29 protein-coding genes are annotated in these 25,106 nt (G+C 69.4%); 8 read left to right on the plus strand and 21 right to left on the minus strand.

Annotated features, from left to right (window positions below):
- Positions 1–60: 60 nt before the first annotated feature.
- The 7 genes from NR810_RS24975 to NR810_RS25005 form a co-directional block, all read right to left on the minus strand.
- Positions 61–330, minus strand: coding sequence for a hypothetical protein (locus NR810_RS24975; RefSeq protein ID WP_257455925.1), 270 nt, complete (start codon positions 328–330; stop codon positions 61–63).
- A 40-nt stretch (positions 331–370) separates the two neighbouring features.
- On the minus strand, positions 371–811 hold the full coding sequence (locus NR810_RS24980) for a hypothetical protein (protein WP_257455927.1): 441 nt from the start codon (positions 809–811) through the stop codon (positions 371–373).
- 37 nt (positions 812–848) lie between these two features.
- Entirely contained in the window at positions 849–1,049 is a 201-nt protein-coding gene (locus NR810_RS24985; protein ID WP_257455928.1) for a hypothetical protein, read from the minus strand.
- A 49-nt stretch (positions 1,050–1,098) separates the two neighbouring features.
- Positions 1,099–1,320 (minus strand): DUF3618 domain-containing protein, encoded by a 222-nt coding sequence (locus NR810_RS24990; RefSeq protein WP_257455929.1) that lies wholly within the window; start codon positions 1,318–1,320, stop codon positions 1,099–1,101.
- Positions 1,310–1,777, minus strand: a complete 468-nt coding sequence (locus NR810_RS24995) for a phage holin family protein (RefSeq protein ID WP_306818501.1) — start codon at positions 1,775–1,777, stop codon at positions 1,310–1,312. The genes NR810_RS24990 and NR810_RS24995 overlap by 11 nt, the downstream gene beginning before the upstream one ends.
- 108 nt (positions 1,778–1,885) lie before the next feature.
- Entirely contained in the window at positions 1,886–2,650 is a 765-nt protein-coding gene (locus NR810_RS25000; RefSeq protein ID WP_257455931.1) for an endonuclease/exonuclease/phosphatase family protein, read from the minus strand.
- Between the two features lie 22 nt (positions 2,651–2,672).
- Positions 2,673–3,134 carry a hypothetical protein gene (locus NR810_RS25005; RefSeq protein WP_257455932.1) on the minus strand — a complete coding sequence of 154 codons (462 nt, stop codon included), beginning with the start codon at positions 3,132–3,134 and terminating at the stop codon, positions 2,673–2,675.
- Between the two features lie 232 nt (positions 3,135–3,366).
- Between NR810_RS25005 and NR810_RS25010 the strand changes: the two genes are divergently transcribed.
- Positions 3,367–4,272 (plus strand): M23 family metallopeptidase, encoded by a 906-nt coding sequence (locus NR810_RS25010; protein WP_456062035.1) that lies wholly within the window; start codon positions 3,367–3,369, stop codon positions 4,270–4,272.
- Between the two features lie 3 nt (positions 4,273–4,275).
- Here NR810_RS25010 and NR810_RS25015 read toward each other — a convergent pair whose 3' ends face one another.
- From NR810_RS25015 to NR810_RS25065, 11 genes are all read right to left on the minus strand, one after another.
- A complete protein-coding gene (locus tag NR810_RS25015) occupies positions 4,276–5,169 on the minus strand; it encodes a BKACE family enzyme (RefSeq protein ID WP_257455933.1) in 894 nt (297 codons plus the stop codon).
- A gap of 28 nt (positions 5,170–5,197) precedes the next feature.
- Positions 5,198–5,986, minus strand: a complete 789-nt coding sequence (locus NR810_RS25020) for an enoyl-CoA hydratase/isomerase family protein (RefSeq protein WP_257455934.1) — start codon at positions 5,984–5,986, stop codon at positions 5,198–5,200.
- The gene (locus NR810_RS25025) at positions 5,929–6,642 is read right to left on the minus strand and encodes a TetR/AcrR family transcriptional regulator (RefSeq protein ID WP_257455935.1); all 714 of its coding nucleotides are present in this window, start codon (positions 6,640–6,642) and stop codon (positions 5,929–5,931) included. Before NR810_RS25025 ends, NR810_RS25020 begins: the two co-directional genes overlap by 58 nt.
- Before the next feature lie 94 nt (positions 6,643–6,736).
- The gene (locus NR810_RS25030) at positions 6,737–8,293 is read right to left on the minus strand and encodes a hypothetical protein (RefSeq protein WP_257455936.1); all 1,557 of its coding nucleotides are present in this window, start codon (positions 8,291–8,293) and stop codon (positions 6,737–6,739) included.
- 130 nt (positions 8,294–8,423) lie between these two features.
- Entirely contained in the window at positions 8,424–8,774 is a 351-nt protein-coding gene (locus NR810_RS25035; protein ID WP_257455937.1) for a helix-turn-helix domain-containing protein, read from the minus strand.
- Between the two features lie 450 nt (positions 8,775–9,224).
- Positions 9,225–10,679, minus strand: a complete 1,455-nt coding sequence (locus tag NR810_RS25040) for an AMIN domain-containing protein (RefSeq protein WP_257455939.1) — start codon at positions 10,677–10,679, stop codon at positions 9,225–9,227.
- A gap of 119 nt (positions 10,680–10,798) precedes the next feature.
- Complete coding sequence (locus NR810_RS25045) at positions 10,799–12,076, minus strand: alpha/beta hydrolase (protein WP_257455940.1); 1,278 nt, start codon at positions 12,074–12,076, stop codon at positions 10,799–10,801.
- 9 nt (positions 12,077–12,085) lie between these two features.
- Positions 12,086–13,390: a bifunctional folylpolyglutamate synthase/dihydrofolate synthase gene (locus NR810_RS25050; protein WP_257455941.1), complete on the minus strand. Its 1,305-nt coding sequence runs from the start codon at positions 13,388–13,390 to the stop codon at positions 12,086–12,088.
- An 11-nt stretch (positions 13,391–13,401) separates the two neighbouring features.
- Positions 13,402–14,247, minus strand: coding sequence for an acetyl-CoA carboxylase, carboxyltransferase subunit beta (accD, locus tag NR810_RS25055; protein ID WP_257455942.1), 846 nt, complete (start codon positions 14,245–14,247; stop codon positions 13,402–13,404).
- A gap of 71 nt (positions 14,248–14,318) precedes the next feature.
- Entirely contained in the window at positions 14,319–15,074 is a 756-nt protein-coding gene (locus tag NR810_RS25060) for an MBL fold metallo-hydrolase (RefSeq protein ID WP_257455943.1), read from the minus strand.
- 1 nt (position 15,075) lies between these two features.
- The gene (locus NR810_RS25065) at positions 15,076–15,726 is read right to left on the minus strand and encodes a Crp/Fnr family transcriptional regulator (protein WP_257455944.1); all 651 of its coding nucleotides are present in this window, start codon (positions 15,724–15,726) and stop codon (positions 15,076–15,078) included.
- Positions 15,727–15,914: 188 nt separating this feature from the next.
- Between NR810_RS25065 and purM the strand changes: the two genes are divergently transcribed.
- The 4 genes from purM to NR810_RS25085 all read left to right on the plus strand — a co-directional run bounded on the left by purM (position 15,915) and on the right by NR810_RS25085 (position 19,051).
- Entirely contained in the window at positions 15,915–16,952 is a 1,038-nt protein-coding gene (gene purM / locus NR810_RS25070; RefSeq protein ID WP_257455945.1) for a phosphoribosylformylglycinamidine cyclo-ligase, read from the plus strand.
- On the plus strand, positions 16,949–17,611 hold the full coding sequence (gene purN / locus NR810_RS25075) for a phosphoribosylglycinamide formyltransferase (RefSeq protein WP_257455946.1): 663 nt from the start codon (positions 16,949–16,951) through the stop codon (positions 17,609–17,611). The genes purM and purN overlap by 4 nt, the downstream gene beginning before the upstream one ends.
- Complete coding sequence (locus NR810_RS25080) at positions 17,608–18,096, plus strand: DUF523 domain-containing protein (RefSeq protein ID WP_257455947.1); 489 nt, start codon at positions 17,608–17,610, stop codon at positions 18,094–18,096. Before purN ends, NR810_RS25080 begins: the two co-directional genes overlap by 4 nt.
- Positions 18,097–18,289: 193 nt before the next feature.
- Positions 18,290–19,051: an arginyltransferase gene (locus NR810_RS25085; RefSeq protein WP_257455949.1), complete on the plus strand. Its 762-nt coding sequence runs from the start codon at positions 18,290–18,292 to the stop codon at positions 19,049–19,051.
- 6 nt (positions 19,052–19,057) lie between these two features.
- Here NR810_RS25085 and NR810_RS25090 read toward each other — a convergent pair whose 3' ends face one another.
- Complete coding sequence (locus tag NR810_RS25090) at positions 19,058–20,224, minus strand: FAD-dependent monooxygenase (RefSeq protein WP_257455950.1); 1,167 nt, start codon at positions 20,222–20,224, stop codon at positions 19,058–19,060.
- Positions 20,225–20,309: 85 nt separating this feature from the next.
- Complete coding sequence (locus NR810_RS25095; RefSeq protein ID WP_257455951.1) at positions 20,310–20,942, minus strand: TetR/AcrR family transcriptional regulator; 633 nt, start codon at positions 20,940–20,942, stop codon at positions 20,310–20,312.
- Between the two features lie 86 nt (positions 20,943–21,028).
- Here NR810_RS25095 and NR810_RS25100 point away from each other — a divergent pair, with 86 nt between their 5' ends.
- From NR810_RS25100 to murQ, 3 genes are all read left to right on the plus strand, one after another.
- Positions 21,029–22,549 carry an NAD(P)-binding protein gene (locus NR810_RS25100; protein WP_257455952.1) on the plus strand — a complete coding sequence of 507 codons (1,521 nt, stop codon included), beginning with the start codon at positions 21,029–21,031 and terminating at the stop codon, positions 22,547–22,549.
- Between the two features lie 100 nt (positions 22,550–22,649).
- Positions 22,650–22,841, plus strand: coding sequence for a 50S ribosomal protein L28 (gene rpmB, locus NR810_RS25105; protein ID WP_043403428.1), 192 nt, complete (start codon positions 22,650–22,652; stop codon positions 22,839–22,841).
- A 20-nt stretch (positions 22,842–22,861) separates the two neighbouring features.
- Complete coding sequence (gene murQ, locus NR810_RS25110; RefSeq protein ID WP_257455958.1) at positions 22,862–23,803, plus strand: N-acetylmuramic acid 6-phosphate etherase; 942 nt, start codon at positions 22,862–22,864, stop codon at positions 23,801–23,803.
- Positions 23,804–23,836: 33 nt separating this feature from the next.
- Here murQ and NR810_RS25115 read toward each other — a convergent pair whose 3' ends face one another.
- Positions 23,837–25,051 (minus strand): DUF6051 family protein, encoded by a 1,215-nt coding sequence (locus tag NR810_RS25115; protein ID WP_306818502.1) that lies wholly within the window; start codon positions 25,049–25,051, stop codon positions 23,837–23,839.
- Positions 25,052–25,106 lie beyond the last annotated feature (55 nt).

The raw sequence follows: 25,106 nt of genomic DNA on the forward strand, positions 1-25,106 counted from the left end.
AGTGACCGGATCGCCCCCACGAGGGCCGCCCGGGGAACCCGGACGGAGGGAATCAGACGCTCAGGCGCCGCGAGCCACGGGCTCGGGACGCTGCTGGCCGTTGGACTGGGCGTCCTGGCCATTCTGGAGCCGGCTGCGCAGGTCATCGCGCAGCTGGGCACCGGGCTTGGGCGCCATCAGCAGGCCCAGGCCCGCGCCCACCAACAGGCCCACGGAGAACGCCCCGAGCGCGGGCAGCATCCAGTCCGTCGGCCCCTTCTTGGTCTCCAGGCCGATCAGGTCGAGCACGTCGTCCTTGTCCATCTTCTTCAGGTCGTTGATGCTGAACATCGCGGGCGCTCCATGTGAGACGGTTGGAAGGAAGAGTCAATCACACCTGGGGCCCGCGCGGGCCACTGGTTCCACCCGTGGAGCCACCCTCGGAGCCCGTCATGCCGGACATGCCTCGGGCCCCCACCTCGACACCGCGCATCGCCGCCTCGGCCATGCCGAGGAGCTCGTCCTTGACGAGGGGCAGCGCCGCCAGGCGCATGCCCAGGCGGATGACGCGCCCGGTGGTGCGGGTGAAGAGCCCGCCGCCGAGCACGTAGCCCACGCCGAAGGCCGCGGCCAGCATCAGGTACGGGTTGCGATCCACGCGGCCCTTGAGGTCCATCGTGTCGCGCAGGTCCGTCACCGCGCCGCGGGCATCGTCCCACAGTTGTTGCGCGTCCGAGCCGATCCGGTCCACCCGCTGGCCGAAGCCGCCCTGATCCTGATCGCCCTGCGCCTGGCCGGTGCCATTGCCCGGATTGCTCTGGAAGGTCGCCATATCAGTACTCCGAATCTTCGAGGAAACGGTGACGCGCTCAGCGGCGCGACGCGATGCGCCCGACGATGAACCCCACGGCCACGGCGCCCAGCAGACAGGTGCCCGGGTTGGCGCGGATGAAGCTCACCACGCGGGTGTTGAGATCCTCCAGGTTGCGCCGCGCCTCCTCCAACTGCGGCACCATGTTCTCCTGGAACTGACGGGCCTTGTCCTGCAGGTGCTGCGGATTGACGTCCATGGAAGTCATCCTCTTTCGGGGTTGAAGGGTGGAACGAAGGTGTGGCGTCTCAGCGCCTTTGGCTATTGCCGATGAGGAATCCGATGAAGAAAGCCGCCCCCACGCAGGCCAGGGGCCGTTGGCGCACCCACTCGCGCCAGTCCGCGCGCCGCGCCACCTCCTCGCGCAGCTCGCTGACGGAGAGGGCGAGCTCGGCGCGGGTGCGTGCGATCTCCGCGCGGATCTGCTCGGGCGTCTGGGGAGAAACCCTCACCTTGCCGTCAGCGGCCATGGGAGGACTCCTGGGGAAGCGCCGCGGACTGGGGCTGAGGCGCTGGCACCTGGGCGAGCACCGCCACGCTGCGGTTGAGCTCCTCGGTGGTGTTGTCCATGAGCCGGAAGGACTTGAGCCGTGTGGCGGCCCGGGCGATCCCCAACCCACCTCCCACGAGGTTGGCCACCCCCACCAGCGCGAGCGCCCCGGTCCAGCCGAGCCACCGCGCCAACAAGGCGGACAGCGCCCCGCAGACGAAGAAGTAGCCCACCAACACGAAGGGCACGAAGGCGGCGATGCGCGCCACGTCCGAGCCCATGAGGCGCGCGTCGTCCATCAGCTCCACGCGCGCCAGTGTCAGGTGCTGCGTCACCAGTTTGCTGAAAACATCCGTCAGCCGTCCGACGAGCACGGCAAGTCCGCGCTCCGTCTGTTCGGTGCCCAAGCCCATCTGCTCCCCGGCCGTCGCTCTCATTCGGAGGCCCCAACGTAGGTCCCCCCCGTTCTCCGCGACAACCCCGTCGCGGAGACATCTGTCCAGCGTTCGTCAGCTTCGGCCTTCCGACGCGCCAGCGGGCCCAGCCTAGCCGATGAGCTCGACGGGTGCCGAGCGGGGCATGTGGCCTTCCAGCGGGGCCTCGAAGCGCAGCACCAGCGGCAGGTGATCCGAGGCCACCGCGGAGAGCGGGGTGCGGTGGGCCTGGAGCTCCAACGGCCTCACCCCCGCGTCCACGTAGATGCGGTCCAGCCGCAGCATCGGGAAGCGGGAGTGATAGGTGCGCACCGGTCTGCCCAGCTCCAGGGCCGCGTCGTGGATGGCCTGACGCACCAGTCCAGGCACCGCGCCAGGGCCCCAATAGTTGAAATCTCCACAGACCACCACGGGATCATTCCGAACGGCATCCCGGAGGATGTCGGCGGACAGCAGCAGCGCCTCCTGGCGGCGGCGCTCGCGGATGCTCAGCCCCAGATGGAGGCAGAAGACGTGGAGCTGCCGGCCATTGCCCAGATCCAGGTCGCAGCGCAGAGCGCCCCGGGACTCACGGCGGCCCACGCTCAGGTCGTAGTTCTTCGACTTGAGGATGGGCAGCCGGGAGAGGATGGCGTTGCCGTAGCGCCGGCCATTGCGGACCACGTTGGGACCGAAGGCCATGTGCAGCCCGAGGAGATCCGCCAGGTGCTCGGGCTGGTCCTCGCGCGCGGTCACCCCCCGGTAGTCCCCCACCTCCTGGAGGGCGATGATGTCCGCGTTGATCTCACGCAGCACCTCGCCCACGCGGTGGAGGTCGAAGCGACCATCCGTCCCAACGCCACTGTGGATGTTGTAGGAGACGAGCGTCAGCTCCACGGCCCTGGCTATCCCTTCTTGGTTATCCCTGAACGAGGCGGATGCGTTGCGCGGCCAGACGGGCCGCTTCCATGGGAAGGGACAAGAGCCGGCCCGTGGCCTTGGTGGCGTCCTGGATGCCGGACTGGAGGGCGCGGAACTGACGCAGCGCCTCATCGAGCACGTCCCGGAGCGCCTGGCGCGACACCAGCGGCTCCGCGGCCGCTGGCAACGCGCCGATGGGCTGGCCCCGGTTGGTGGCGGTGGGCACCACCGGCGCGTTGGGAGACAGCCCCGCCAGCGCCTCGAGCTGCGCGTTCATGGCCCGCACCTGGAACATCTCCTCCGTCTCCGCGTGGTTCCGGCCATAGTGGATGCCCTCCTTGTCGAAGCGGCGATCCACGGCGCGGCGCTCGGAGATCTGCTTGCCCCGGCGTCGCAGGCCCCGGCTCGGAGTCGTGGTCTTCGGTGCGTTGAAGTGTTCGAAACGGAAGGAACGCGGCATCCGACTATCTCCCCCTCAGAAAACGGATGCGCGGAAGCTAGGAAGCCATACGGGCAGAGTGAACGCTGGGGCTCACGGGGGCCTGCCCGTCCGCCCGCTCCCCGTGTGGCGAGGCATGCGCCCCTTCCGTCTCCGGGGGTCGGCGCTGACAGCCATCCGGCGGACATTCGGGGGGGTTGTCGCCATCGGCATTCGTTGACGCCCCCCCTCCCCGCACGCATATCTCGCCCCCGTGCATATCCCCACGCTCCGGAGGCTTCCCTTCCTCCTGCTGTTCCTCGGCCTGTCCGCCCTCGCGTCCGAGGAGCGGCCCCTCCTCTCCCTTCAGCCCGGAACGGCCCGGCCAGGAGACCCGGTGCTCGTCACCGTGCGCGGCCTCCACGAGGCCCCCACCGGCACCCTGGGAGAGCGCCCACTGCGCTTCTATCCGGTGCGCGGCGGCTTCCAGGCCGTCACGGGCCTTCCGGTGGAGCAGACGCCGGGACAGGTGGCGGTGAAGGTGACGGTGCCGGCCGCTGGGAGCGCCGCGCCCGTGGAGCTCTCGGGCACGCTGGACGTGGTGGCGCCGGGCTGGCCCTCGCGCACGCTGAAGGTGGCCAACAAGTTCGTGAAGCCGCCACCGGAGGTGCAGACGCGCATGGAGCAGGACAAGGCCGCCTTCGCCGCCGCCTTCGCCCAGGGCTTCGTCCCGCCCTCCTTCGGGGAGAACTTCGCCTGGCCGCGCCAGGGCCGCGTCACCGCGCCCTACGGCGACCTGCGCACCTTCAACGGCAAGAAGCAGACCCAGCACTTCGGCACCGATGTCGACGGGGCCGTGGGCACGCCCATCTACGCGGCCAACGCGGGCACGGTGGTGATGCGGCGGGACAACTACGCCTCGGGCAACACGGTGCTCGTGTACCACGGGGCCGGCCTCTACACGGCCTACTTCCACCTCTCCGCCTTCGACGTGAAGGAGGGCCAGCGCGTGGAGCGTGGCCAGCTCCTGGGCAAGGTGGGCAACACCGGCCGCGTCACCGGCCCCCACCTCCACTGGGGCGTGAAGGTGGATGACCTCTGGGTGGATGGCGAGACGCTGCTGAAGCTCGACTTCGGCAACGCCCCGGCCCCGGCCGTCACCCAGCGCGACAAGGAGTAGGCCTCACCACGCCTTGCCGATGCCGAGCGCCACCCGGGCCTCGTCCGGGCTCATCGGCTCGCGGCCGATGTCGCGCGCGAGCCGCACCGCCTTCTCCACCAGGGGCCCGTTGCCCCTGGCCATCTCCTTGCCGGCCGGGTCCAGGTAGAAGTTGTCCTCCAGGCCCACGCGGATGTTGCCGCCGAGCACCAGCGCCGCGGCCACCAGCTTCCACTGCACCCGGGAGATGCCGATGACCTCCCAGGTGTCCTCGGGGCCGATCTGCCGCGCCATGGCCAGCAGGTTCTCCGCCGTGGGCGCCACGCCGCCCAGCACCCCGAGGATGAAGCTGTACTGCTGCGGGCCCTTGAGCGCGCCCATCTGTAGCAGCGGCTGCGCGTTGTGCACGTGGCCCAGGTCGAAGCACTCCAGCTCCGGCTTCACCCCGCCCTCGCGCATGGCCTCGGTGGCCAGCAGGATGTCCGAGAAGGGGTTGGGGAACACGAAGTCGAAGACGAAGCCCTTCCGCTTCTCCGAATACTTCGCGTAGTTCATCGACCCCATGTTGAGCGCGGCCATCTCCGGCTTCGTCTTCCACACGTAGGCCAGGCGCTCCTTCTTCTCCTCCTCGGACTCCACCCCCATGTTGAAGCCACCGGTGGAGAAGTTGACGATGATGGGCGAGCGCTTGCGCACCTCTTCCTTGATCTGCCCGTAGATGTCCGCGCTCCACGTCTGATCGCCCGAGTCGGGCTCGCGGCCGTGGATGTGCACCACCGCGGCGCCGGCCTCGTAGGCGCGGCGGGCCTCCTCGGCGATCTCCACCGGGGAGTACGGCAGGTACGGGCACTGATCCCTCTTGGCCAGCACACCCGTCAGCGCGCAGGTGACGACGACCTTGTCCTTCGACAGCGGCATGGGGCACCTCCTCCGGGACTTCGGGAACTCAGCGGTCGTTCCACTTCGGTGGACGCTTCTCGATGAACGCGGTGACACCCTCGGCGGCGTCCTCGGCCAGCACGTTGAGCGACAGCTGGGAGGACAGGTACTCGAACGCGGCCGGCAGCGGCAGGTCCTCCGCCGTGAAAAAGGCCCGGCGTCCGAGAGCCAACACCGCCTGGCTCTTGCCCGCGAGCTTCCCCGCGAGCGCGCCCACCACCGCGTCCAGCTCCGCCGCGGGCACCACGCGGTTGAGCAGCCCCAGCGCGAGCGCCTCGCGAGCCGGCATCCGCTCGCCCGTCAGCACCATCTCCAGCGCCCGCTTGCGGCCCACGTGCCGCTGCAGCAGCGCCATCATCATCATGGGGAAGAGCCCCACGTCGATCTCCGGCGTGCCCAGCTCGGCGTGCTCGGCGGCCACGGCCAGGTCACACGCGAGCACCAGCCCCAACCCGCCCGCGAGCGCATGCCCGTTGACGCGCGCCACGGTGGGCTTGCGGATGTCCTGGAGCCGCAGGAGCAGCTGGCCATAGACGCGGCGCCCCTCGTGGGTGGCGAGGAAGCCCCCCTCCCCTCCCAACTGCCCGAGGTCTCCTCCCGCGCAGAACACCTTCTCACCCGCGCCGGTGAGCACCACCACGCGGGCAGCGGGGTCGGCCTCGGCGCGCTCCAACCCGGCCAGCAGCCCCCGCAGCACCTCCGGCGAGAGCGCGTTGCGCGCCTTCGGCCGGTCGATGGTCAGGAGCGCTTGCCCGCCTTCGGCCTGGTACCGGACGACGACTTCTCCTGCTTCCATGACACCTCCGCGGAAGTGGCGGCGCCGGGAAGCACGCCGCGAAGGAAGGACTCGGCGATCTGCATCTTCGCGCGCTCCAGCGCCTCGGGACTGCGATCCTCCATCAGCCCCGACACGAAGGCGGTGAGACCCATCTCGATGGCGCCCACGAGCAGCGAGGCGCAGAGCATCGGGTCGAGATCCGCGCGCAGCTCTCCGGTGGCCTGGGCGGCGCGGAACATGTCCGCCGCCATGCGGATGGTGTCGAGGAAGGCCTGCTGCCGGCTGACGATCTGCGTCCCCGCGGGGCTGCGGGCGACCTCGAGGATGAGCACCTTCACCGCGCGGGGATCCACCCGGTAGGCCTCGAAGGCCACGTCCGCGATGCCGCGCACCTTCTGCTCGAGCGTGGAGCCCTCGCTCTCGACCACCGTGCGCAGGCGCGAGATGAAACCACTCCACCCCGTCTCGACGACGGTCTCGAGCAGCTCGTCCTTGTTCTTGAAGTAGTGGTAGACGAGCCCGTAGGCCACGCCCGCCTCGCGCGCCACGTCCGCGATGCGGCAGCCGTGGTACCCCTTGCGCGCGAACACGTCGATCGCCGCCCGTAGGATGGTGCGGCGGCGCTCCCCCTCCCGGTTCCCTGCCTCCTCCGTCTTGCTCTGCCGCTGGCTCACGCGGTGTCTCTCCCCGGCCGGTTGATTCGCCAATCAGCCGGAGAGGACGCTACGGACGGAGGGGGCCGGGGTCAATGCCCTTGAAAGCGCATTCCTACTGCTTGAAGACACCTTCCACCGTGGGCGCCTGGACCACGGCCTTGTATCCCTCCACCGGCGAGGCGGTGAAGACGCAGGGCGCGGACACCGAGTAGGTGACCTGGTCCACCGGGTAGGTGGGCGTGCTGGTGCTGGTGGGGTCGCGCGCGTCGGAGACGGCGTACTGCATGAGCGTGTAGGCCGGATAGGTGAAGGCCTTGCCACTGGTCAGCTTGGTGACTTTCACGGGCCCGACGGCGCCCGCCTCACACCCGTCACCGTCGTCGTTCCGGGCCAGGCTGTTGAACCAGGGGTCGGCGACCAGGAAGGACGCGGGGAAGGAGAAGAACTTCACGGGGATGTCCTGGACGTACCGGACCGGGTTGGAGCCGGGGAAGGGGCCCGGAACCAGCTGGCGCACCACGCCCTTGGGATTGCGGGCCGACACGTCGCGGTCCAGCGCGTGCGGCCAGCCCGTCCAGAGGATGCGCTCCTGGACCCAGATGAGGGTGATGGCATCGTACTTGCCGTTCTTCCCGTCCCAGACGCCGTTGCCGTTGGCGTCGACGAAGCGCTCCTTGGCGTCCCACGTGCCGTTGTCGTTGTTGTCGACGAAGGGCTCGGTGAGGTCGACGAAGGGCTCGGCCTCGTCCCGCACGCCGTTGTTGTTGAGGTCGTCGAAGGCCTCCTCGCCCGAGGTGACGGCGATCATGCTGACCAGGTTGTCGCGGGGGTTGTTCACCTTGTTCGGGCGGATGGGATCCGGCCGGCGCGGCTCCTGGAGGGTGGGCTCCCGGTTGTAGTTGGCGATGGGATCCTCCGTCCACGCGAACGGGTGCATCCACAGCGGCGCGAGATACTCGCCGGTATGGGTGAGGTCGTTCACCGGAGTCCAGGTGAAGGTGCCCGGGTCAACGTCGTCGGGCAGCGGCAGCGAGGTCTTGTAGAGGACCTTGGCGTTGCCCACCACGTCCGTCACGCTGCTGGCGCTGGGGCCGATGGTGCCGGCCTCGGTGAGGAAGGACACCTGCGCCCCGGCGATGCCGTCGCCGTTGCGATCCGCCACGTGGGCGATGCAGTCCACCTTCACGCCGGCGATGAGATGACGCGTCTCGTCATAGGCGCCGATCGCGTGCACACCACCCGAGCCGTTGCCCGAGACGGAGCCGCACTGGAAGGTGAACTGGCGGGAGGTGGAGGTGGAGCCCGCGAAGGTGACCGCGGGGCTGAGGGCCGTCTTGTCATCCACCCGGGCGACGACGACCACGGAGGAGACACGGCCGCCCTTGGCGACCACCTGCGTGGAGGCAATGCCGTTGCTCACGTCGGTGGTGGCCTCGGGAGGATTGAGCTCGACACCCGAGACGGGAGCCTGCACCTCGAAGGCGATCCGCACGCCTGCCTGGGGCTGACCGCGCGAATCGATCGCCCGGAAGCGCAGCGTGGTGATTTCCCCGAGCCGCGGCTGCAGTGGAGACTGGTCCACGAACTCCAGCGTGGCGGGGGTCGGGGATTGGCACGCCGCGAGCAACCCGCTCGCGATCGCCACATACACGGCGAGACCCAGACGCATCTGAGATGACTCCTTGAAGAGGAAGAGTGCCGCGCGCCATTGACGCACAGCCAACACTTCCCATCTTCCCGGTCTCAGATGCGTCCCGTCAAGGACGGCAGCCGATCAGCCAGCTGGGGTCAAGCCTGATTCAGGCCGCGGAGCCGTTGAACATGGCACGAGCCACGCCCAACAGGCGATCCACGTCCCGGGCCGTCAGGCCCCTCGCGCGGGCGAAGTCCGACAACGGCCGCAGCAAGTCCTCCGTCTGCGCCGGTGTCTCCTCCGTTCCGGCGAAGAGCTCGCCGAGGCTCACGCCCAGGGCGTTGGCCAGGGCGGCAAGGGTTTCCACATGTGCAACACGCTCGCCCCGCTCGATCATCGACAGGAAGGAGACGCTGATCTGCGCACGCTCCGCGAGCTCCTCCTGTGTCCAACGCTCAGGGCGTTGGGTGCGAAGTTCACGGATGCGCTGTCCAATACGTTTGCCGAGTTCCGACACGAAAGACCTCGTCCTCCTCAGGGGGGGGTACAGTCAGGGAGTGAAAGAACCACGCACACGCGCCGGGGATTCCTCCTCCCCGGTTCCAAACGTTCCCACTCGGGTGATGGTGAGACTGGCACCCAAGTCGGGAAACGATTGCCCCCTTGCGAGCCTGGCTACCCCCCCGATACGCCAACAGTCGCACGCGGGGCCATACGGCACCGCGAACCACTGCTGACCGAGGGGAGACTCGTTGCGTGCTTGTGGTTGCACGATGGCCTCGTATCTTATCCCAAGTCCAAAGCCGAGCGACACTTGTGTCCCCGCTGTGAGGAACTGTGCCCGCTGGGCGCGCGAGAGAGCGGGCCCTACCAGGGCAGCCAGGCTCCAGAGCAAGCGCTCCGAGCCCACGCCCATAGGTTGTCGTAGCGGGCGAAGAATGGATCCCCGAGGAACGGAGACCTGGGCTCAGCGGCGGGCCGGGCGCTGAAACTCGATGGAGACCTCGTTGCCGTCCTGGCGCGCCTGGAACGACACCTGCTCCTTGAGCTTGATGGCCACGCGCACCGTGCGGGAGGGCCCCGTGTCCGCGTTCACCGAGGCCACCGCCGTGTCGAAGAAGGAGGTATCCAACGACCGGGTGTTGTTGGACTCGGAGATGCCGGTGTCCTCCAGCTCCAGCACCACCTGCTTGTTGCCCTCGGTGACGGTGTAGCGGACGGGCTCGTTGGTGCGCACGAAGACGCGCGAGCTGGTGGCCTCCTGCTTGAAGCCCACCAGCGTCATCGTCTTGCGGCGCGAGGAGACACCGGGGCCATCACCCTGCACGGGAGCCCGGCGCGGCGTCTCGGCCTGGGCGAGGCGGGACTGGCGAGCCTCCTCCCGCTCGAGCTTGCGCTCCTCGGCGGCGGCGCGGGCCTCCTCCTGCTGACGTGCGCGCGCCTCGGCGGCGAGACGCTTCTTCTCCTCCGCGGCCGCATCCCTTCGCGCCTTCTCCTCGGCGGCGAGACGCTTCTTCTCCTCGGCCGACGCGGCGGCCGCGACCTGGGCCTCGGCCTGCTGGCGCTTCTTCTCCTCGGCGGCGGCACGGGCCTCGTCCTCGCGGCGCTGCTTCTCGGCGGCGGCGGCGGCCTCCTTCGCCGCGCGCTCCTGCTGGAGGCGCTGCTGCTCGGCCTGCTGGGCGGCGACGCGCGCGGACTCCTCTTGCGCCTTGCGGTCGGCCTCCGCGCGAGCCTGGGCCTGACGCTGGGCCTCGGCCGCGGCCTGAGCGTCGGCAGCGGCCTGGGCCGCCGCGCGCTCCTGCTGCTTCTGGTCCGCCTGCGCCGCCGCGGTGGACTCCGCCGCCGCGCGCTCCTGCTGCTTCTGGTCCGCCTGCGCCGCCACGGTGGACTCCGCCGCCGCGCGCTCCTGCTGCTTCTGGTCCGTCTGCGCCGCCACGGCCGCCTGCTCCGCGGTCCCGCCAGGCGTCGTCGCCGCGCCCGTCCCGGCCGCGCCCGCCGGAGTGCCGGGTCTGGCCGCCACGGCCGCACCCCCACCGCCCACCACGTTCACCACCAGCGAGTTGCCGGTGGTCTGGATGTCCGTCTCCACCTCGCGCTCGTAGCCGATGAGCACGCGGGCGATGGCCGATTCATCCGAGCCGTAGCTGGCCGTGCGGACACCGGTGATGGTGCCATTGCCGACGGGGAGGTCCTCCTTGACGCCGGAGAAGACGGCCTCGGAGATGTCGATGACGAGGCGCGGCGGGTCCGTCATGGTGAAGGTGGTGAAGTTGGGTTTCTTCGTCCCAACGATCTCCACCGTCCCACCCCTCACGCTCACGCTCGTGATGGTGTTGAGATTGCCCTGGGCCTGCCCCTCCTGCGCCAGCGCCAGGACCGGAACCAGCACGCAGGCAAGCAACGCAACGATACTGGCCTTCATCGGCGACTTCCCTCTGGACGGACGCATTGCGTCTCGAAGCTAGCACGGGGCCCGAAGGCTCCAACTTTCCAGCGCTCCTATAACGAGCACGATGCCGCCCAGGCAACGCGAGTGACTGCTCACCTCAACCGGGGCAGCGCGGGCGTGCGGTTGCGGTGGGTGCGCGCGTACTCGATGAGGTTCTTGATGTCGTAGCAGATCTGCCGGATGTCGTGCCCCATCGTCAGCTCGATGTGGCTGTTGCCCTTCACCGGCCGCCACAACAGGTACTCGCTCTGGGCCGAGTGGTACACGCTCCGGGTGGACTCCACGGACGCCAGCGGATCCATGTCACCGAAGATGATGGCCATGGGGATGTGGATCTTCGAGAAGCCCCGCTTGAAGTCGAACCCGGTGCGGTAGCAGACCATCTCCCCGCGGCGGATCCACCTGGCGAACTGCTCCACCACCTTGCGCGGCTCGCGCTCCCCACCCTCGCGCAGCAGCCAGCGCACGTCCTGGGCGCTGACACGCGCGGGGTTGCTCAGCCGGTTGATGCGGGTGGCGAGCCGGTTGAAGAGCGGATGGTCCTCGGCACGGGCGAGCTGCTTCTCGGCGAACTTCAGCCAGTCATCCACCGGGATGTAGTGGAACTGGCGTTGCCGAGGCCCCTCCTTGGGCTCCAGCCACCGGGCCAATCCCTCGTTGAGGACGGAGGCGCCCTTGGCGAGCAGGATCCGCCCCGTGTGCCCCACCTTCTCCTCCAGGTTGAGGCCCGCGATCGCCAGGTCGATGGCCGATCCCATCGCCGGAGTCCACAGCGCCAGCATCCGCAGCAGCATGATGCCCCGGCCCAGGTCCGCCGGAGCGCCGATGGTGATGAGGCCCTCGAAGTCATCGTGGATGCCGGCGTAGCCGTAGCCGAGCATCCCGCCCATGGAGTGGCCACAGTAGAAGATCCGCTCGCGCCGGGTGATGCGCTTCACCCCCGACACCGCGGCCGGCAGGTCGTAGAGGAAGTAGCTGTCGATGTCCCAGCCGTAGTCCAGGTCCGGCGGCAGGGGCCGGCGGAAGCGCGCGCAGCGCTCCTTCTGGAACTCGATGGAGCTCTTGCCGTGTCCGCGCAGCTCCAGGATGTGGATGTCCACCCCGAAGAAGAGCAGGTTCTTGACGAACTGGCCGCTGGTCCAGGCATGCCGGTTCTGGGAGAAGCCATTCACCAGCAGCAGGGGCTCGCCGAACAGGGGCTGCGCGAAGGGCTGCTTCACCGGCCGGTAGCGCGTGATGACCAGCGACCAGCCATCGGCCGTCTCCACCACGTACTTCGTCTTCTGGTAGAGCGAGCGGAAGTCGAGCTCATCGATCGTCGGTGTATGGGGCCCCGTCGGGGTCGCCGCTCTCCAGTCCGGCAAACGCATACCTTGAATCTACGGACTGTGATGCAATGCGCCAAGGTTTCCACCGAGCCTGGCACGTATGGAACCCACCAGGAACAGTGAACCGGTGCACAGGATGACGTCACCGGGAGCCGCTCGCCCGCGAGCTCCGGCCATTGCATCGTCCAGCGACGGATACGCGTACACGTCCGCACAGAGGGCACGTGCCTCGTCGAGGTAGCGCTCCGGAGGCAACGAGCGAGGGGTGTCGAGCGGAGTGAGGTGTACCGAGGTACAGCTTGGCAGGAGCGCCCGCAGCATCGGTCCTCGGTCCTTGTCGGCCACCACGCCGAAGACGCAGTGGACGCGGCGTCCCGCGTAGAGGGAACGCAAGCCAGCGAGCAGCACCTCGACGCCGGCGGGGTTGTGGGCGCCGTCCAGCAACACCGGGGGCTGGCCACCAAGCTCTTCCAGGCGCCCCGGCCAGCGAGCCCCGGCGAGTCCCGTCCGCAGGGCCTCCGGGGAGACGGGCACCCCTCGCGTGGAGAGCAGCTCCAGGGCGGCGAGCGCCACCGCCGCGTTCTGCCGCTGGTGCTCCCCGCGCAGCCCCAAGGTGAGGCCCTCCAGGGAGAGGCCCGGTCCCGCATAGGACAGGCCGCCCTCCGGGCGGGCGACCATGGAGAAGTCGCGGCCTTCGAGGAGCAAAGGCGCCCCCACCTCCCCTGCCCTGCGCTCGATGGCGGCGAGGGCCTCGGGCTCCTGACGGCTCACCACCACGGGCACGCCCGGCTTGAGGATGCCGGCCTTCTCCCCGGCGATGGCTCCCAGCGTGTTGCCCAGGTACTCCATGTGGTCGAACGACACCGGGGTGATGGCGGTGACGAGCGGCTGGCATGCGCTGGTGGCATCCAGTCGCCCGCCCAGGCCCACTTCCACCACGGCCACGTCCACGGCCTCCTGGGCGAAGTGCCAGAAGGCCACCACGGTGCCGAACTCGAAGTACGTGAGCGAGGTGGCCGCGGCCGGATGCCGCTCGAGCACCTCCAGGATGCGGCGGCCGAACACCTCGTCCGCGATCTCCACCCCGTCCACGCGGATGCGCTCGTTGACGCGCACCAGGTGGGGCGAGGTGTAGAGCCCCACCCGGTGGCCCGCGGCGTGGAGGGCCGCGGACGAGAACGCGCAGGTGCTGCCCTTGCCGTTGGTGCCAGCGACGTGGAGCGCGGGATGGCGGCGCTCGGGATGGCCGAGCGCCTCCAGCGTCTCCTGGACGCGCTCGAGGCCGAGCTTGATGCTGGAGGGGCTGAGCCGGGAGAAGAACTCCAGGGCCTCCGCCGGCGTCCGGGGCAGCGTCATGGCGCGAGGTGCTACCCGAGCAGGCCGAGCACCTGTCCCAGCGCCGCGCGCAGCTCCTTGCGCGGGACGATGGCGTCGATCATTCCGTGCTCGACGAGGAACTCGGAGCGCTGGAAGCCCTCGGGGAGCTTCTGGCGGATGGTCTGCTCGATGACGCGCGGGCCAGCGAAACCGATGAGGGCCTTGGGCTCGGCGAGGATGAAGTCGCCCAGCCAGGCGAAGGAGGCCGCCACGCCGCCAGTGGTGGGGTGCAGCAGCACCGAGACGTAGGGCTTGCCCACGTTGCGGAAGCGGGCGATGGCCGCGCTCGTCTTGGCCATCTGCATGAGGGAGAAGATGCCCTCCTGCATGCGAGCGCCGCCCGAGGCCGAGAAGACGATGGCCGGGCACTTGAGATCGTAGGCGCGCTCGAAGACGCGGGTGACCTTCTCACCCACCACCGAGCCCATGGAGCCGCCCATGAACTCGAAGACGAAGCAGCCGATGGACACCGGCTTGCCCTCGATGCGGCCCACGCCGGAGACGAAGGCGTCGTTCTCGCCGAGCGACTTGCGCGTGGAGCGGAGCCGGTCCTTGTACTTCTTCGTGTCCGTGAAGGTGAGCGGGTCCTGCGGCTCCAGCTCCTTGTCGAACTCCTCGAAGCTGTCGGGATCCAACAGGGAGGCCAGGCGGGCACGCGCCGGCCAGGGCAGGTGGTGATCGCAGTGCGGGCAGACGTTGAGGTTCTTCTCCAACTCCTGCCGGTAGATGATCTCGTCGCAGTTCTCGCACTTGGCCCAGAGCCCCTGCATGCGGCTGGGGGCTTCGACGGGCTCGGGGGCGGTGGCGATACGGGGCTTCTTGGAGAACCAGGCCATGGGAGGGGCCGGGTTAATCCCACTTGCCGGGGGCCGTCAACTCCCATCCGAGCCCCCTTTCCCGGGGGCGACTAGAACTCGAAGGTGTCGCCCAGCTCCAGCACCTCCACCGGCATCTCCGCCAGCTCCTTCTTCAGGGGCTGAATGAAGGCCGGCTTGAGGTGGTAGATGAGCACGGCGCAGCCGTTGCGGTTGAACTTGGCCAGCTCGCTCCCGAGCGTGCGCGGGGTGAGGTGGCCGGACACGTCCGCCAGATGCTGCAGCGCGTTGGGGAAGCTCGTCTCCACCAGGAACGCCTTGAGGGTGGGCGTCTGGTTGAGCACCTTCCACAGCTTGTCGGTGGGGCCGGTGTCGCCGCTCATGCCCAGCGAGGTCCGGCCGCGGGTAATCACGAAGCCGCAGGACTCCACCGGGTGGTGCACGGGGATGGACTGCACCGTGTAGGGCCCCACCTGGAAGGTGCTACCGGCCCGGAAGGGCTTGATGCGCAGCACCGGCTCCTTGCGCGTGGGGATGCGCGTGAAGTCCGGCCAGAGCGCGTTGTTGAACATGTTCTCGCGCAGGGCCCGGGCACACTCGCGCGAGGCGTGGATGGTGAGCGGCTTGTCGCGCCGGCCGATGATCAGATCCGCCATCAGCGGCAGATCCTTCACGTGATCGAAGTGGCTGTGCCCGACGAGGATGTCGTCCACCTTGCACAGCTGCTCGAGCGTGAGGGAGCTCGTGAGCGCGCCCGCGTCGAGCGCGAGCACGTCGTCCACGAGGAAGCACGTGGTACGGCACGAGGGCAACTCACCGCCATGGCAGCCGAGGACCTGGAGCTTCACGCTAGAGATCTCCGAACTTCCACTTCATCTCCAGGTATCGGAGGAAGTCGTGGAGGCGGGCCGTATCATGGACGGTGAGCCTGTCACCGGAGCGCTCCACCAGCCCGGCCCGCTCCAACCGGTCCAGGATGTTGCGGATGGCCGGCTCGCCCACGCCGATCTGCCGGGGCAGATCCTTCAAGGGTAGTTCGATCTCCACCCCCTCCTCCATGGCCCGCCCGCGCGTCTGGCACGCCTGGAGGACGAGGTGCACCACCCGGCCCGCGGGATCCGAGTGCAGCAGGTTCTCGATCTGCGCGTCCGCCTCGGACAGGCGCTCGGCCAGCTTCTTGATCATCCGCACGGCGATCTCCGCGTTGCCGCGGATCATCCCCTCGAACGTCTTGGGGTCGATGACCAGCAGCTTGGCGTCCTCGCTGACGGTGGCCGTGGCGTTGCGCGGCCTGTTGGAGATGATGGACATCTCCCCGAAGAACTCCCCGGGCCCGAGCACCGCCAGGACCTTCTCCACGTCGCGCACACGCTTGGAGATGGCGATCCTCCCGGACTGGATGACGAACATCTCCTTGCCCGGCTCCCCCTCGCGGAAGAGGACCGTGCCCTTCGAGAACTCCTTGCCGAAACGTTGAAAGAGGGTTTCCTCGGCGCCCATCGTAGGGCGAGTTAAGCCGCCCCCATCGACAGGGTCAAATTCCGTCCGCGCGCCAGTGTCTTCCGCGCCCCGAGTGTCATCCACGCGCCTACCCTCGGACCGTGAGACGTCCAGGGCGACGCGAATGTGACACCCGGGGTGCTTGCGACCGAGACAAGCAGCGGGGGAAGCCGCTAGAAGGCGCGGCCGTGGGAACGACCTACAAGCAGTCGGGAGTGGACATCGAGGCGGGCGATGCGTTCGTGGAGCGCATCAAGCCCTATGCGGCGCGGACGGTGAGGCCAGAGGTGGTGGCCGGGGTGGGAGGATTCGGAGGGCTGTTCGCCCTTCCGCCGGGCAAGTACCGGGAGCCGGTGCTGGTGGCGGGCACGGATGGAGTGGGCACCAAGCTGAAGGTGGCCTTCCAGGCGGGCCGGCACGGGACGGTGGGCATCGATCTGGTGGCCATGTCGGTGAACGACATCCTCACGTGCGGGGCGGAGCCGCTCTTCTTCCTGGACTACTTCGCCACGGGGCGGCTGGAGGTGGAGGACGCGGCCGAGGTGGTGAAGGGCATCGCGCAGGGCTGTGAGCAGGCGGGGTGCACGCTGCTGGGCGGGGAGACGGCGGAGATGCCGGGCTTCTACGCGCGGGGCGAGTACGACCTGGCCGGCTTCTGCGTGGGCGTGGTGGAGCGCTCGGAGATCATCGACGGCAAGAGCGTGGCGCCCGGGGACGCGCTCATCGGACTGAGCTCGTCCGGCCTGCACTCCAACGGCTACTCGCTGGCGCGCAAGGTGCTGCTGGAGGACGCGAAGCTGAAGCTGGACGCGGTGCCCGAGGGGTTGGACCGCCCGCTGGCCGACGCGCTGCTGGAGCCCACGCGCATCTACGTGAAGGACGCGCTGGCGCTGATGAAGGCGGTGAAGGTGAAGGGCTTCGCGCACATCACCGGCAGTGGGATTCCGGGCAACCTGCCCAGGTGCCTGCCGGACGGGACGCGGGCGGTGCTGGACGAGAAGACGTGGAAGCGTCCGGCCATCTTCGAGCTCATCCAGAAGCTGGGGAACGTCGAGCGCAAGGAGATGTACGACACCTTCAACATGGGCCTGGGGCTCATCGCGGTGGTGGCGAAGGAGGACGTGCCGGCGGCGCTGGCGACGTTGAAGGCGCGCGGGGTGGAGGCGGCGGAGGTGGGCCGGGTGGAGGCGGGCCAGGGAGAGGCGACGGCGGTCATCGAGCCATGAGCGGCCGGACGAAGCTGGGCGTGCTGGTGTCGGGCAGTGGCAGCAACCTGCAGGCCCTGTTGGACGCATGCGCCCGGCCGGACTTCCCGGCCGAGGTGGCGGTGGTGGTGTCCAACGTGCCCACGGCCTTCGCGCTGGAGCGGGCGCGCAAGGCCGGGGTGCCGGCGGTGGTGGTGGATCACAAGGCCTTCGGCTCGCGGCCGGAGTTCGAGAAGGCGCTGGTGGAGACGCTGGTGTCGGCGGGCGTGGAGTGGGTGTGCCTGGCGGGCTTCATGCGGCTGCTGGGGGCGGACTTCCTGGGACGCTTCCCGGGGCGGGTGCTGAACATCCACCCGTCGCTGCTGCCGGCCTTCCCGGGGCTGCATGCACAGCGGCAGGCGCTGGAGCGCGGGGTGAAGGTGGCCGGGTGCACGGTGCACTTCGTGGATCCGGGCATGGACACGGGCCCCATCATCGCGCAGGCGGCGGTGCCGGTGCTGCCGGGGGATGACGAGGCGGCGCTGACGGCGCGCATCCTGAAGGAGGAGCACCGGCTGTACGCGCTGGTGGTGAAGCTGGTGGCCACGGGGGCGGTGCGGCTGGAGACCGGGCGCGTGGTGACGACGGCGGGACCGGCGGTGGGCGAGCAGAGCCTGCGCAACCCGGGGGAACCGGGATGAAGGAGCTGTCGCGAGAGGAGCGCCTGGCGGCGCTGCGCGAGGCGCGGGTGGTGCTGGTGAGCGCGTGCCTGCTGGGCGAGGCGTGCCGGTACGACGGGAAGTCGAAGGGCTCGGACAAGGTGATGCGGGCGCTGGAGGGCAAGGAGGTGGTGCCCGTGTGCCCGGAGACGGGAGCGGGGCTGGGCATTCCCCGGCCCGCGGTGGAGCTGAAGGGCGGAGCGGGCGCCGAGGTGCTGGCGGGACGGGCGCGGGCGGCGGAGGTGGAGTCGGGAGTGGACCGGACGGAGGCCTTCCGCCGAGGCGCGGAGCTGGCACTGGCGGCGGCACGGCGCTTCGGAGCGGAGGTGGCGCTGCTGAAGGAGCGTAGCCCCTCGTGCGGGACCCAGGGCACGCACGTGGACGGGGTGGTGGTACGAGGCCAGGGAGTAACAGCCGCCCTGCTCTCCCGGTCCGGACTCACAGTGCTGAGCGACGAGGACTTGTGAAAGTCCCCCCCTCTCCCTTCGGGAGAGGGTCCAACCAGGTTCCTCACCGTGGATGCCCCCTCTCCCTCTGGGAGAGGGCTGGGGTGAGGGTCTTCCCCACGTAGAACCTGCCCGCCACCTGCCCAGGCAACGAGCCCACCGGGCTCAGCCGCTTGACGGCGGGCCCGGCATCGCCCAGGAACGAAGCGACGCCATGGCGATCATCCTGGGACACACCATCGAGGCCCCCGGCCCGTGCAGCTACCTGCCAGATCAGCTCTCCTCGCTGGAGCAGCTGGTGATGCAGAACGTGAGCGCCGAGGAGTACGAGCGGATGCTCCTCCGCGGGTGGCGCCGGTTCGGGCCGATGTACTTCCGTCCCGCGTGCCAGGCGTGCAACCAGTGCGTCTCGCTGCGGCTGCCGACGGACACCTTCAAGCCCAACCGGAGCCAGCGCCGGGCGAGGGCCGCGTGTGCCCACTTCCGCGTGGAGGTGGGGCCCCCCCGGGTGGACGAGGAGCGGCTGGCGCTCTACCGCGCCTGGCACGCGGAGCGCGAGCAGACGCGCGAGTGGGATGCCTCGCCGCTGGGCCCGCGCGACTACTTCCTCCAGTTCGCCTTCCCCCACCCGGCCGCGCGCGAGGTGGCCTACTACGACGACACCGCCGAGGGTGGGCCGAGGCTGGTGGGCCTGGGCATCTGCGACGAGATGCCCCGCGCCTGGAGCGCGGTGTACTTCTTCTACGACCCGGCCTATGCGAGGTACTCACCGGGCTCGGCCAACGTGGTGTTCCAGGTGGAGCTGGCGCGGGCGCGGGGCATCCCGCATGTGTACCTGGGCTATCGCGTCCAGGACTGTGCATCCCTGCGCTACAAGGGGACGTTCCGCCCCCACGAGCTGCTCCAGGGCCGGCCCGGACCGAGGGAGACTCCGGACTGGCGCCCGGTGGACACCTCCGAGGACTCCCAGCCGTAGAGCGCGCTACCGGCCAGCTTCCAGCCGCCAGTTCCAGAGCTGCTCGTACTGCTTCATCATGACGCGCATGGGCGTCAGCCGGATGGACTGCTCGCGAAGCCAGACCGCCAGCGGGTTCTGCCACTGCCCGACGACGCCGAACATCCACGAGCCCCGCTGCAACCAGGAGGTCCGCGACTGACGCCGGGCCTCGTAGCGCCGCAGCCCGCTCGCGATGTCCTCCGTCTCCTCCAACGCAGCGGCGAGTACGACGGCGTCCTCGATGGCAGAGCACGCCCCCTGCCCCAGGTTGGGCATCATCGGATGGGCGGCGTCCCCCAGCAGCGACACCCTCCCCTCGCCCCACCGTTCGAGCGACAGGCGGTCATGGAGATCATTGCGGAGCACATCCGCCTCATCCGTGGCCGCGATGAGCTCGGAAATGGGGGCGTGCGCCGTCCGGAAGGTCTCCAACAGGAAGGCCTTGTCGCCCCCGGGGACGGGCTTCTCCTGGGGCCAGTTGACCGTGGCCCACCAGTAGACGAGGTCCTCTCGCACGTAGCCCGCGGCGAAGCGGACCCCCGCTCCCTGGGTCTCGCGAAGGATGCCTCGAGGGAGCGCCGGGTGCTCGAAGGAGCGCACCAGGCCGCGCCAGCACGGATAGCCGGCGTAGCGCAGGGGCTCGCCCGGGTGGAGCCGCGCACGTACCACCGAGCGCAGGCCGTCCGCCCCCACCAGCACATCCCCACGCGCCTCGCGTCCATCCTCGAACCAGGCCCTCACGGTGCGCCCATCGTCCTCGAAGCGCGCCAGCCGTGCCCCCAGGTGCACCCCTTCGTTTCCGAGTGCCTCGTGCAGCGCCCCGTGCAGGGCCGCGCGGTGGAACAACGTGGGCGGCGCATCCGCGCAGAACCCAAGCTCCGCCGAGCTGCCCCGCACGAGCGGAGTCCCTCGCCACGAGCACATCTCGAAGTGCGTCATCTCCGCCCCCCGCTCCGCCACGTGCCGCAGCCCCAGCCCGAACAGCACGCGCATGGCGTTGGGGGAGAGCATCAGCCCCGAGCCCACCTCGCGCAGTCGCGGCGCCTGCTCGAACACCTCCACCTCCCAGCCGCTCCGCCGCAAGGCGAGTGCCGCCGTCAGCCCGCCAATGCCACCGCCAATGACCAGGACCTTCCGCTCCGCTCCGCGCATGTGACACCCCCGACATTTCCGAACATGTTCTAATTTGAACGCGTTCGGAAATCCAGCGCCCCCTGGAGCGGAGCTGATGGCGGGCTCAAGTCCGGCTCTTGCGTCCGGGGGAGGTGTCGGGCCGGAGACCGCGCAGTTGAAGCTCCAGGCTGGTGCGCAGGGCGGCCCGGGTGTCCTCCTGCCCTCGAATGCCGCTCAACCAGGCGGAGAGGTGGAAGAGGTACAGCCCGAACAGGTTGGTGGCGGCGGAGAGGGGCTCGATCCGCGAGTCCACCTCACCCCGCTGCTGGGCGCGCCCGACGAGCCCGCCCACTCGCTGGATGACGCGCAGGCCACGCTCCAACCGGGGCCCCATGTCGCCCGCTCCGGGGAAGAGGGTCTCGCGGACATAGAGGCGGGACATCTCCGGGTCGCGCGCGTAGTGGTCCATCATCCTGCCGAAGACGTGCAGGAGTGCATCCACCAGACCCGCGTCCTCCGGGAGGGAGGCATAGGACTCGTCCTCCACGCGCCCCCAGTCGTCGAGGAAGACGAGATCCAACAATTCATGCTTCGTCTGGACGTAGGAGTAGAGCGTGCCCAGGCCGATGCCGGCGTGCTCGGCGATCTGCCGGATGGTGGTGGCCTCGAAGCCCTGGCGGGCGAACAACTCCCGCGCCGCCTTCTTGGCCCGCTCCAGCTTCTCGCGCTTGTTGCGCTCCCGAAGACCCTCGGCCATCGGCTCCCTCTCCCGGTCCTTTTTGAACCCCTTTAGCGGGAAAGCGCTGCCGGGCCCACGGCAACGTGTGTAGTGTGCGCGGCGCAATGGCCACTCCCGTCGTCAGGTCCAAGCCGCTCCCCTCCGCCACTGCCCCCTCCCGGCACGTCTATGACGTGATCGTTCTGGGCAGCCAGCTCGGCGGGGCGCTCGCCGCGGCGCTGCTCGCCAAGCGGGGCTACAGCGTGCTCCTGGTGGAGCATGACGGTACCGGCCCGGGCTACGAGCACGACGGCTACGTGCTGCCCTACGCCCCCTTCATTGCCCCGGCCCTCAAGACGATGCCCGCGGTGGAGGAGGCCTTCACCGAGCTGGGCATCACCACCACGCTCCATCGCCACCAGCAGCCCCATGTGCCGGAGCTGCAGCTGGTGATGCCGCGCCACCGGGTGGATCTGCACGCCGACGCGGCCCGCCGTCGTGCCGAGCTCGTCCGCGAGTTCGACGCCCAGGGCGAGCGCATCCTCGCGGACCTCGCCGCCACGGCGACCCAGCACGAGACCTCGGACGCCTTCCTCAAGGAAGCCCCGCCGCTGCCCCCGGACGGCTTCATGGAGTCCTGGAACCTCAACAAGCGCGTGCGGCAGCACCCGGGGCTGGAGACGGAGCCGCGGCTGGCTGGAGAGGACGAGCCCTCGAAGCTGCTGCGCGGCCTGCTGCCCTTCGTCACCCACCTGGATCAGCCCTCCTCGCCCCTGGCGCGCACGCGCCCCCTGTCCCAGGCACTACAGACGCCCTGGCGCTACCCGGGCGGGCGCGATGGCCTGCGCAAGATGCTCTTCGAGCGCTTCACCGAGCTCGGGGGAGATCTGCTCAGCCCCGAGAACACGGACACCTACGTGGTGGAGGAGCTGCACTTCGACGGAGGCCGCTTCTCCGGGGTGAAGCTGCTGCGCTCGGACACGCTCTACCGGGCCGCGTGCCTGGTGTCCGCCACGGACGCGGGGGCGCTGCGGCGGCTCATCACCGATCGCAAGAAGCACCGCAACCTGAGCGAGCACCTGGACCTGTCCACCACGAAGTCCTTCCTCTTCGCGGTGAACTGGGTGCTGCCCGAGGCGGTGCTCCCGCGCGGCATGGGCGAGTTGGTGCTGGTGGACACCGAGGACGCCGAGCTGGGCCCGCTGCTCGTCCAGCAGCACCCCGCCCGGACGCACGAGGGCAAGGAGGATCCATCCCTGCGCGTGGTGTGCGCCGGGGCCTTCGTCCCCACGAGCGTGCGCGACCTGGGCGAGGGCTATCTCCAGTCCCTGGCCATGCGCATCGACGCCCACCTGGACGGCCTGATGCCCTTCTCCAAGGACAAGCGGATCGTGCGCTCGGCCCCCTACCTGGACGCGGGCGCGGTGCGCGGCAGCCGGCTCATGCCCCACCCCCACTACACCTTCGACACGGAAGTGAAGCTGGGGGTCACCGGTTTGAAGCAACACACTCCCACGAAGAACCTGCTGCTGGCCGGGCGGGAGGTCCTCCCCGGCCTGGGGCTCGAGGGAGAGTTCCTGGCTGGTGCGCGGGCAACCCGCCTGGTCCAGGAGATGCTGAAGAAGAAGGACGTCCTCAAGCGCTGAGGCCGGATCAGACTGGATTTTCAGGTGGTTTGTGGGTAGGTTCCGCCGCTCTCATTTGGGCGGGCCGTCAATTCGCCCCTGATTTCAAGGAGTTGTAGTCATGGCTTGGAAATGTGACATCTGCGGGAAGCGGCCGCTGGTGGGCAACAACGTCAGCCACGCGAACAACAAGACCAAGAAGCGGACCCTCCCGAATCTTCAGAAGATCCGGGCGTCCGTCGAGGGTCGGACGGAGCGCGTGTTGGCCTGCACCCGCTGCATCAAGGCGGGCAAGGTGACGAAGGCGGCCTGAGGAAGCCGGTGAGGTCGAAGGTGGGAAGATCGCGCTCGAAACGAACCGCGCTTCCTCCCACCGAGCGACTGCATCCTCGGGCGGATGACCTGGACCTCGTCTCCACGGAGGAGGTCGTCCGCCGTCTGCATCAAGAAGACGAAGCCGCCGTCCGTGCGGTCCGTCCCGCGTTGCGTGAAGTGGCGCGAGTGGCGCGGGCCGTATCGGACGCATTGCGGGCGGGTGGCCGCCTGCTCTACGTGGGAGCTGGCACCAGCGGGCGCCTCGGGGTGCTCGACGCGAGCGAGTGCCCGCCCACGTTCGGCGCATCTCCCCAACAAGTCCAAGCGGTGATCGCCGGCGGACGCCGGGCGATGACGCACGCGGTGGAAGGCGCCGAGGACGACGCCGAAGCGGGAGCCGCGTCGATGATCCGGCTGCGGGTGGAATCTCGGGACGTGGTGTGCGGCATCTCCGCGAGCGCCCGGACGCCCTTCGTGCTGGGCGCGCTGGAGGAGGCGCGGCGGAGGGGAGCGCGCACGGTGCTGGTGTGCTGCAACCGGCCGGGCCCGCGGGTGCGGGTGGAACACGTGCTGCTGGCCGAGACGGGACCGGAGCTGGTGGCGGGGAGCACGCGGCTGAAGGCGGGAACGGCGACGAAGCTGATCCTGAACGCCCTCACCACGGCGGCCTTCGTGACCCAGGGGAAGGTGTACCGGGGGCGGATGGTGGACGTGAGGCCCACGAACGAGAAACTGCGGGCGAGGGCGACCCGAATGGTGGCGGAGCTGACGGACCTGTCCCCCGCCGCGGCGGCGCGATTGCTGGAGCGAGCCAGGGGCGAGGTGAAGGTAGCGCTGGCGATGCACTTCACGGGGCTGCCGGAGAAGGAAGCGAAGCGCCGCCTGAAGCAAACGACCCTGAGAGACCTGGTCAGCAACAAGAACAAAAACCCCTCTCCCTCTGGGAGAGGGACAGGGTGAGGGTATCGGGAGAACCCGGCATCAACGAGCCGTTCACCCGTTCAACCACTCCACCGCGCGCCCGAACACGGAAGAGAAGGCGCGTTCGACCTCGACCTCGGAGACGCCGTTCACGGGGAACGGATTCGAGTGCTCGTAGTCATACGGCGGAGCGAGGATCTCCACGTGGGCGCCGGAGCCGGAGAGGGTCTCGGCCACGGCTGCGGAGGGCATGACCCGATCGCCTTGAAACGAGATGGCGACCATGCGGGAACCGAGCCGTTGGAGTGCGGTCTCGCGCTCGGGGCGGTAGCGGTCGGGATGAACCATGGACTGGAAGGCGCGGCCAACGGAGTCCTCGGAGAGCAACCTGCCCAGGGCGGGCCGGAGCTGCTTCTGCGCCTCGAGCTCATCGAGGAACCGGTGCAACGAGAGGGCGGCGGCGCTGTCGAGGATCTCCCGGGACAGGGGCGAGGTCCGAGCGAGCACGCAGCCCCCGCAGAACGTGACCAGCCGTGACGCGGCGAAGCGCCCTTCGGCATCACCCATGAGGAGGACCTCGGCCAGGAAGGCGCCGATGGAGTAGGCGAAGAAATCGAGCCGGGCGTCGGGGGCGAGCAGCGGCTCCTGGCCCTGGCGGACGCAGTCCGAGAAGCGCGCGAGATCCTTCGAGGTCCGCAGTCCAGACAAGACGAAGCGCTCCGGGCGGGCATGGAGCCGGGTGCTCAGGGCGGCGTTGGCGAAGCTGGAGGCCTCGAGCTCCGGCATGCGGCGCAGACGCTCGCGGCTCAACTGCCGCATGGGCCTGGGCTCGGACCAGAGTGCGGGGGAGCGGTCCATGTGGAAGGCCACGGGGAAGAGGACGATGGGAGCCCCGAGTCCCTCGGCGAGCGCCTTGGCCCAGGGCAGGTACTTCTCCCAGCGGCGCTCGTTGAGCCCGTGGAGGAGGAGCACGCCCCGATCACTCCGCTCGCATCCGGACGGAGCGACGATGCGGTAGGGGAACTCGAGGTTCTCCTCGACACCGTCATCCCGGTGGAGCAGGCCGCGCAGGAAGTCCGGCTCGAGCGCCGCCTCGGACACGGGGAGTTCCCCGGGGCTCACCGTATCCACAGCCTCCCGAGCCTCCGAGGAGCGGAACCGGCGCTGATGCAGGACGAGGCCGTCCTCCAGAACGCCGTTCCCCCTACCCTCCTGAAACGCTTCGGCGAGGCTGCGAAAGGTATCGACGTAGCCCATGAGACCCCTCTCCCGGTGGGAGACCAGCATGCCACCATTCAGGCTGACACGGCGTGTCACAACCCGGTCAGGGGCGGAGGGAGGC

It is taken from the genome of Archangium lipolyticum, from assembly GCF_024623785.1.
In the GTDB taxonomy this organism is placed as follows: domain Bacteria; phylum Myxococcota; class Myxococcia; order Myxococcales; family Myxococcaceae; genus Archangium; species Archangium lipolyticum.